Annotated in this window: 7 protein-coding genes; 1 reads left to right on the forward strand and 6 read right to left on the reverse strand. The window is 60.3% G+C overall.

Features of this window, described 5'->3' with window-relative positions; all coding sequences use genetic code 11:
* Window positions 1-759: 759 nt before the first annotated feature.
* Window positions 760-1,125 (reverse strand): DUF3085 domain-containing protein, encoded by a 366-nt coding sequence (locus tag E8E78_RS17735; RefSeq protein ID WP_280313294.1) that lies wholly within the window; start codon window positions 1,123-1,125, stop codon window positions 760-762.
* Between the two features lie 457 nt (window positions 1,126-1,582).
* On the opposite strand from E8E78_RS17735, the gene E8E78_RS17740 reads away from it, so the two are divergent.
* A complete protein-coding gene (locus E8E78_RS17740) occupies window positions 1,583-1,942 on the forward strand; it encodes a hypothetical protein (protein WP_280313303.1) in 360 nt (119 codons plus the stop codon).
* Window positions 1,943-1,946: 4 nt separating this feature from the next.
* On the opposite strand, the gene E8E78_RS17745 is transcribed toward E8E78_RS17740, so the two are convergent.
* From E8E78_RS17745 to E8E78_RS17765, 5 genes are all read right to left on the reverse strand, one after another.
* Window positions 1,947-3,485 (reverse strand): conjugal transfer protein TraG N-terminal domain-containing protein, encoded by a 1,539-nt coding sequence (locus tag E8E78_RS17745; protein WP_280313305.1) that lies wholly within the window; start codon window positions 3,483-3,485, stop codon window positions 1,947-1,949.
* Between the two features lie 9 nt (window positions 3,486-3,494).
* Window positions 3,495-3,800, reverse strand: coding sequence for a hypothetical protein (locus tag E8E78_RS17750; protein WP_280337122.1), 306 nt, complete (start codon window positions 3,798-3,800; stop codon window positions 3,495-3,497).
* Entirely contained in the window at window positions 3,797-5,152 is a 1,356-nt protein-coding gene (locus tag E8E78_RS17755; protein WP_280337123.1) for an integrating conjugative element protein, read from the reverse strand. The genes E8E78_RS17750 and E8E78_RS17755 overlap by 4 nt, the downstream gene beginning before the upstream one ends.
* Window positions 5,152-6,123, reverse strand: coding sequence for a TIGR03756 family integrating conjugative element protein (locus E8E78_RS17760; RefSeq protein ID WP_280337124.1), 972 nt, complete (start codon window positions 6,121-6,123; stop codon window positions 5,152-5,154). Before E8E78_RS17760 ends, E8E78_RS17755 begins: the two co-directional genes overlap by 1 nt.
* Window positions 6,124-6,344: 221 nt before the next feature.
* Window positions 6,345-7,691: conjugative transfer ATPase (locus E8E78_RS17765; protein WP_280337125.1), on the reverse strand; the 1,347-nt coding region annotated here is incomplete at its 5' end.

Raw genomic sequence — 7,691 nt, forward strand, 5'->3', positions numbered from 1 at the left:
AGGGCACTGACAATCTTGTTGGTGACGTCCAGGTAGATATCGGACATGACGTTCTCCAGTCAAAGAAGGGGAACGCTGCCCGGCCGGGAAGGGTTCCCGGTGGGGTAAGTGGACAGGGGTAGGGTGGGTGTTCAGGTCGATGAGATGTCCACACCGATCTCATGTGGCAATCTGATGTGCAGGAAAACAGGGCCGGTCTTTGGCGTGATGTGAGTTACCAGTAGCTGAGTGGCAGCCGTCGATGAGCGTGAGTCGTTCTTGGAAGCTTGACCAAGTGGTAACTCAAGCGACTGGCGCAGACGGCGACCACTTACTGAAACCAAGGCGATTCCCAAGACGGCTTGCAAGCGCAGCCCTGATTGCTCGACTGCGTCAGTAGCCGTACCCACCTCAGCGATGAATTGCCATACGCCTGGGCTCAGGACAACGGCAGGTAAGGAGCGGTTCTTCCTGGACACTGGTGCCTCCCGGGAGCTGATCCTGCGATGGCTTCACGAACAACTCGGGGGAAGTCCCATCGCCACAACTCACACTGTGAACTGGGCGTGCCTAAGAATTAAAACGCGCTTGCCCGTGGGGTCAATGCCCAACCTAGGGCACCGAGCAGGTCGAGTTTCCAGCCGCTTCCAGCGAAGGCTTTCCATCCCAAAATTCCAGATGAATGGCTCGCTGTTGTTGGCGTAGAGATTGAAATGAGCGATATCCCAGAGAAACACAGGCTCGTGCTTTCCTGGGACATCGTGGGTGTTGCGAGAGCGTTCAGGACCTCCCGGAGGGGGCAATCTCTGCAGCAATGTACAAGTGGGTGGATGTGGCCTCGATTACGAGCGACCCGCTGGTGCCGCGTAGGCTTTCCAGAACGGGATCATCAAGGTCGAAGTACTCGGCAAAATCGTCGCCGCCGAATTCACTGCGTGCGCGATTCCACCAGGCGTCAAAGTCGTCGACGTCAGGGTTGCAACCCATGGCGTAGGCAATGTGTTTGCGGCTACCTCCGTCGGGTTTGCTTTCGCCGAACTCGGACATGAGGTAGACACCGTGGTCTTTGACCAGGATGACTCGGCAGCCGATGACGGCCGCTTCAGTCAAAACAGCATGAAGTTCAGTTCCTGTGAAGCGCAACATGGTGAGTTCCTCCAGGTAGTGCGGAGGAATACCACCCATGCGGGAAGAATTCCCAGCACGGAAATGGAAATGGAGCTTCAACGGAGCAGGGCTCCGTGAGGCAGATGTGAAAGAGCGCTCATCACCGCGGGAGCGGTAACCGGGCGAGCCGCCGAACGCTAATCGCCCTTGGGACAACCATCACGGGAGTGATGTGGCCTTGAAGGTTGTGGCCACCTGGGGTGCTGGTTTTCCAGCGCTTGCCTGTCCGGTTTATCAAGCGGGTCGGCATAACGTCAATGGTGATTTTCAGAAGAATGCACTGCATCAATCCATGCAGTGCCACTGGCGATCAGCAGCGTAAACCAGGTGATCAACGGTCATGGAAATCCGCAGGAGAGGAGTAAGCTAAGGCTTGGATCCAAATTGTTAAAAGCGGTTTGACCGCACGTGCGGTGAAGTAAATGGAGGTAGGAAAATGGCGACTCCAGCGTCTTCAAACCTCAGCCGTACTTCTTTCGGCAAGTATTTGATTCGTACCGCAACTCGCGCGGGTCGATTGGTGAATCAGCTGGAAGCCAGAGTGCTGCATTCACCGATGTTGGCGAGCGTTCCGTTTGGGTATCGCCGGCTCGGAATGCAAATTGTCAAGGTAGTTCTTTTGCTTGCTGTCGCATCAGTTGCGTTCTTCCTGGCGGTCGGAATTGTAGCCCTATGGGCGTTTGCCGCGCTGCCTATTGAAGCGAATGATGATGAGCCCGATGTATTCGAGGTTAGCCATCCTCAGCATCGTTTCAAGTATCCAGAAATGTACGACGAACACGGATCACTTCGTTAACTGATTACTTGAGCTTTTGTACGCCTCCAACAACTTGTGATGTTCCCTTCCCAGCTTGGAGTTTGGCACTCTCTGCACCTTGAGTAAGAAGGCTCTGAACGCTGCTGCCAACGTTGTATCCCGCCCAACTCATAACTCCCAGAAAGAACATCGGCAGCACCAAAAACATTGCGCCCATAACGTACTCGATCACCTGTGCGGTGACCGTCCCATCCATGAATCCTGCCGTTGGCAATGACATTAGCGCCTGGTCCGTGGCAGAGACCTGGTGGTACAGCGTGTCCAGCATGCTCGAGTCGATCCAGCGGGCCAGCTCCCACCAGAACGTCAACATGTGCAGCGTGAACAGCGCGAAGGTGACCGTCATGAGTGCTTTGAGCTGATAGGTACTGATCAGCAGCACCAACGGCAAGCTGATGATCGTGCCCATGATCAGGAAGGCCTGCACCATTGGCAGTGCAGCGCGTAGCGCATTCATCGCAGGGAAGTTGCTGAACGAGCCCAGAGCCAGGCCGGTGTTGGTGGCGAGATTGTTGAGCCCCTGGGTCAATGAGCCGCCGCGAGCACTGCTGCCGTAGTCCTGGAATACCTGACCAGGCGCCATGCTCAATGACTGCTGGTGCGGGCTAACCAGTTCACGCAGGGTGGCATCTTCGATTTCGGTGGAGCTCCGCCCGGTCAGCCAGCCGCGCAACTGCGTGAGCAGATTGGGATCGACCTCGGCGACCAGACGATCGCGCAACCCGACTGTGGCATCGCTCCACCATTGCTTGCAGGTCGGGTAGCCCGCACCATTGTCCAACCGAGGGAGGGAGGTGTCCCGCGTCTCGTCATACGGCCAATCAACCCGGGGCGTGCGCGAGCGATCCGTGTCGTAATAGCCAGGCGTGTTGAGCAGGTATGTCGAGCCAATCCAGGACGCATCGTAGCTCTGCGATTCGTCCAGCTCAGGGCGGTTGGTAAACAGCCTCGAGCGTGAAAAGCCGTAGCAGTCGCGGGTGAAATCGGCGACTTCCTGCAGCAGCACCTGGTCGTTGATCCGGGAACTGTCGATCTCCATCCGCATCGCGCGGATGTCGGGTGCGCAGGGAATCGACGCTGTGGCGGCGGCGGTAATGCCCTTGCTCATGGCATGCACCAGGTACCACCACACCGGCACATTCGCCGATTTCTCGCCGATCGTGTTGAAGGTTGTTCCCCAGGCCGTGTCGGCGGGCTTGGCCATGGAAACACCACAGCGCTGGCTCGCCGCACCGTCGAAGGTTACGGAGGACAGGTTGAGCGGGAAAAACGGCATGCAGCCAAACAGGATGACGACGTAGCTCATCCACAGTCGGTTCTCGACGCGGGGGATCGACAGCAAGCCTTTGTTGCCCTCGTCGGCCCCCTGTTGGCGGGCGGATAACCACTCCTGCAGGATGATCGCCCCAAACGGCGCAGCGAACAGCCCGGTGTCTGCCAGCGTGTTCCAGATGCCGTTGTTGATGATCCACGCCAGCAGCGACAGGTAGTATTCGAGGTAGCTGTTGGTGCTCATGTTCATGGCTGCACCTCACAAGCGCGACAGTTCGACCAGGACGATCGCACCGAAACCGATCAGGCCCAGGCGTAATAACCGTTGCTGGTCTTCCGAGCTTGGCCGCAAGCGGAGTGCTGCGGTCCAGCCGGCGAAAATCAGGGTGTACAGTAGGGCTCGCCAGTAGGCGAGAAACGGCGTACTCCCCCGTGCCTTCTTGATCCATTCCAACTGGGGCCCGCTCAATTGCAGCGCCATCGAGGCAACCAGCAACATGACCATCATGACGGCGAGGATCAGCAAGCCCCGAACGACCGAGCTTTTCACAGAAAACGGCATCATGGCGTGCTCCTTCCCTGATCCGCTCGCTGCAGGCGGTCTGGGCGTGGATCGCGCTGGTCGATATTGCGTGAGGCATCGGCGCCGCCGGCGTGGCGATCGAGGACCAGGCTGGCGGTGTTGGTGGCCAGGGCTTGGCGAACCTGCAATTCCGTTTGCAGCAGGCGGATCTCGCGCTCCAAGGTTTCGACATTGCCGTTGAGGGCAGTGGTGGCGGGCTGCGCCGACGCCACATTGGGCTCTCGGCTACCGGCGAGCAATGTGCGCTGCAGCAGCATCGCTTTGTAGATCGCGCTCGACAACGCGGTCTCGCTGGCCAAACGTTGGGCCAGCAGGTTCTGGTCGGGGTCATCGCGTAGGCCCTCGATGACGCCACGCGAGACCTGCAGCAAGGGGCTGGAGACTTTGGCGAGGTTTTCTGGGGTGGGCTCTTCTGCGCCCGACAACATGCGTTGCAAGCCCTCGAGGTGCTGCGTGTAGGTTTCCTGGATCAATGGTGTGAGCCCTGCACCCGCGCTCACGCGCAGCGCCTCGCAGTCATCGCAGGTCTCCACCTCGGATTCGCCGAGCACACGAGTGGCCCACTCAGCTGCCTCGTCGGGGCTCGACCAAGCCTGGCAAATCGCGCCATTCTGACAACCTGAACCGACCGCCGAGGTGTCCTCGACCGAACGGTTGTGCAGAAGGTTGTAACCCGCCTTAACCACGTCCGCGGTCACCCGGATCGGCGCCTGGCCATGGCCGCCAGCTTTCTGCCCGCCAATCCAGCTGACACCCTTGTTGCCGTTGTTGGATTCGGTGTCTTTCACCGCACTCACGGCATCACCGTCGGACTGCTCCAGGTTGTGCTGCATTTCCTGGTTCTGCGCCAGTGCTCCCCAACCGGCCTGATCCACCTTGTCAGCCATCTTCGCCGCCATCGCCTGGCAGGTGAGTTTGGAGCGGTCGAAGTCGATGCGTCCCTGCAGTACGCCGTTGCTCAGCAGTTCATACAGCCCGGGGTTGGCGCGCTGGATGATCATTGCCGGCAGCGACATCACCGCCTGGGTGGCGTTCTGGATGACGTTGCCCATGATCTGCTGGAAGCCCTGGGTGGCACCGTTGAGCTGGTTCTGCAGGGTGTTGGAGAGGTTCATGTTTCCGCACATCATGTTCGCGCGCCAGGACAGGCCGACGCCGAGTCCGCTGGGGCGGTAGAGCGAGGAGGGCGCGCCCGCCGCCGATCCGCCACCGATGGTGTACATCACCCGGTCGTCCAACACTTGGGCTTGGTCGCCCAGGTGGTAGCCATTCTCGGCGGCGTGGCCGGCGGCGCATACGAAGAGACATACCAACCCGAACGAGAGGGTGTTCATCACTGGCCTCCATCAAAGTCGATGCTGAACAGGAAGGTCTGCCCCATGCGTTGGCAGCAGCGATACGGCCGCCACAACGACCAGGCGTAGGCGCCCTCGGCACTCTGGACGGTGGCGCTCGGGAAGATGGCGCAGGTGCTCTGCATCATCGGTGCGAGCAACTGCCAACGGTGGTTGTTGATGTTGTTCTCCATCACCGGCAGCGGCGGCCAATAGCCGGGCGATGGCATCGGCTGCAGCGGCAGATACACATGCGGCTGACCAACGCGGGTGATGAAGTCGCTGGCGCGCTGCGCCATCACTGCGGCAGCCTTGAAGTCGTCGGGCTGTACCAGGAAACCCTGTCGTGGGTAAATGCTGCCCCACATGTTGCCGAGGGCTTGGCTACCGATCTCACGCATGCCCGGAATAAGCGCTTGCGGATAGACGGACTCGGGGATGGCGTGGCGCCAGGCCAGTGGATCGAGCGTACTGAGGTAGTAGGGCGCAAGTGGCACCGCCCCGCTTGGACATGCATAGCCGAAGCTGTGTGCCACGGTAGTCAGTGCAGCGCCGCCAGGATGTCCGATGCCGTCGACATTCTTGAAGCGCGGCAGGTTGTTGCGCTGCGGCGAGGGCGTGATGAGGTTGCCGCCGCCTTGCGACAGGGTGGTCGGCGCCGACAAAGCAGACATCTCGCCCCACGGGTTACTGCCGGTGTCGGAATAGCTCGACACCACCAGCTCGGGAATGAAGTGACGGACCTTGGGCGAGGTTCGCACCGTGCAGCCGAAGGGCGTACACAGTAGCCAATAGCAGATCCCGACGATGCGGTACTCCAGGCACTGCAGCGACGCGACAGAGGCAATGATGGCGGGGGTGGTCAGCGCCAGGCACTGCTCGGCAGCCATGAGCGACGCGATCGCGAGGAAGGCGCGAGCTCGGCCAGGTTTGCTCGGCTGTGGCGTTCGGCATGGGGCGGTCAAGTTCATCGGCAGCGCTCGGCAGGGGGCAACGGTGTGCATCCATGCGCCGAGTTGCAGCATCGCGGATCAGGCTGAGGAGGGGGACGGACAAACCGAGACTGGTGCCTTCGGTTTCTTCAGCCGGCAGGATCAGGACTGCAATCTGTCCTAAATCACTAATGGAGTACAAATGTGCTCCTGTCGATTTTTATTGATCAGCAGGCTTAGAACATCGTGTGTTCCGAGGTTCAGGACATGCCGCGCAAGCGATCGATGTCCGCCGCAATCTGCAGCGCAGCCTCCAGCTCGGACAGCTGGTGCGCTTCCATCAACCGCCAGCGCTGGGCTTTTTCCTCGGGCTCGGTCATGGCCAGGGCGAGGTAGAGGCTCGGCGGGACTGCGCGAAACAGCGTCTCCAGCTGCTTCGACAAGACCACGCCCTCGGTGTACTTGCCCGAGGCCTTGCTCGCCGACAGCAGCAGGGTCTTTTGTGCTGGCGTCAGCTTCTTGAACCGAGCGATCTCTTCGATTTCCGCCGGTGGCATGTTCAGGCAGATCCACCACTCGATCATGTTGAGCATGGTCTGCGCCGCGTCAGGGAAGTCAGCCAGGTTCTGCGTTGCTAACCAGAACCAGGCGCCGAGCTTGCGCCACATCTTGGTGCCTTTGACCACGAACGGTGCCAACAGCGGGTTCTTGGTGATGATGTGGCCTTCGTCGGTGACCATGATGATCGGACGACCGAGGTACTGGTCGCGTTCGGCGAGGTTATTCACCGTGTTCATCAGGCTGATGTAGCTGATCGACATCTGTGCTTCATAGCCCTCGCGGGCATAGGTGGCGAGGTCGACGATCGTGACATCGCTTTCCGGCCAGGGGGGGCCTGGTCGGTCAAACAGCGCACCCTCGAAGCCCTGGCAGAACAGGTCGATGGACTCGGCCATTTCCTGGGCACGCTCACGACGCTTGTCGGGCAGATGGGCGTCGCTGGCCACCGTGCGAAGCGCATCTCGGACATGACGTGTCATGACCTGCTGGTCGCTGGCCGCACAGTGCCTGGCGGCGTCAAGGATGCACTCGCGAATCAGACTGCGGTCTGCCCGGGTAAGGCGCGCTTCTTCCTTGGCTTCGCCGCCGGTGATCATCAGGCGGGCGGTGATCTCCAGCTCGCCCAGCACATCGCGTTGCTCGTCGCTGTCCGAAGCTTCTTCATCCAGGTCCTCGGTCGACAGGCTGGCGACCTGGTCGGGGCGTTCGATCAGTCGGCGGGCATCGGCGAAAGGGGCCAGGCTCAAGCCGCTGCCCGGTTTGAGTTGGACCTTATTGACGGTCAAGCCGAGTGTGGCGAAGTAGTCGCCCTGCAGGCCAAAGGAGTTGCCGGCCTCGACGATAAATAGCCGCGGCCGATACACCGCCATGACCTGCATCAGGATCGAAACCAGGGTGGCCGACTTGCCGGCGCCAGTCGGGCCGAACAACAGCAAGTGGCCATTCATGGAGCGGTCGAAGCGTGATAGGGGATCGAACGACAGCGGCGCGCCACCTCGGTTGAAAAAGGTAATGCCCGGATTGCCGGTACCGATGCTGCGTCCCCA

This window comes from Pseudomonas sp. BN505 (assembly GCF_029873175.1).
GTDB classification, from domain to species: Bacteria; Pseudomonadota; Gammaproteobacteria; order Pseudomonadales; family Pseudomonadaceae; genus Aquipseudomonas; species Aquipseudomonas putida.

What these genes read in the sequence shown, in the direction of transcription:
- E8E78_RS17735 (WP_280313294.1), bottom strand. Translation starts at nt 1,125, where the DNA reads ATGTTGCGCTTCACAGGAACTGAACTTCATGCTGTTTTGACTGAAGCG.
- E8E78_RS17740 (WP_280313303.1), top strand. Translation starts at nt 1,583, where the DNA reads ATGGCGACTCCAGCGTCTTCAAACCTCAGCCGTACTTCTTTCGGCAAG.
- E8E78_RS17745 (WP_280313305.1), bottom strand. Translation starts at nt 3,485, where the DNA reads ATGAACATGAGCACCAACAGCTACCTCGAATACTACCTGTCGCTGCTG.
- E8E78_RS17750 (WP_280337122.1), bottom strand. Translation starts at nt 3,800, where the DNA reads ATGATGCCGTTTTCTGTGAAAAGCTCGGTCGTTCGGGGCTTGCTGATC.
- E8E78_RS17755 (WP_280337123.1), bottom strand. Translation starts at nt 5,152, where the DNA reads ATGAACACCCTCTCGTTCGGGTTGGTATGTCTCTTCGTATGCGCCGCC.
- E8E78_RS17760 (WP_280337124.1), bottom strand. Translation starts at nt 6,123, where the DNA reads ATGAACTTGACCGCCCCATGCCGAACGCCACAGCCGAGCAAACCTGGC.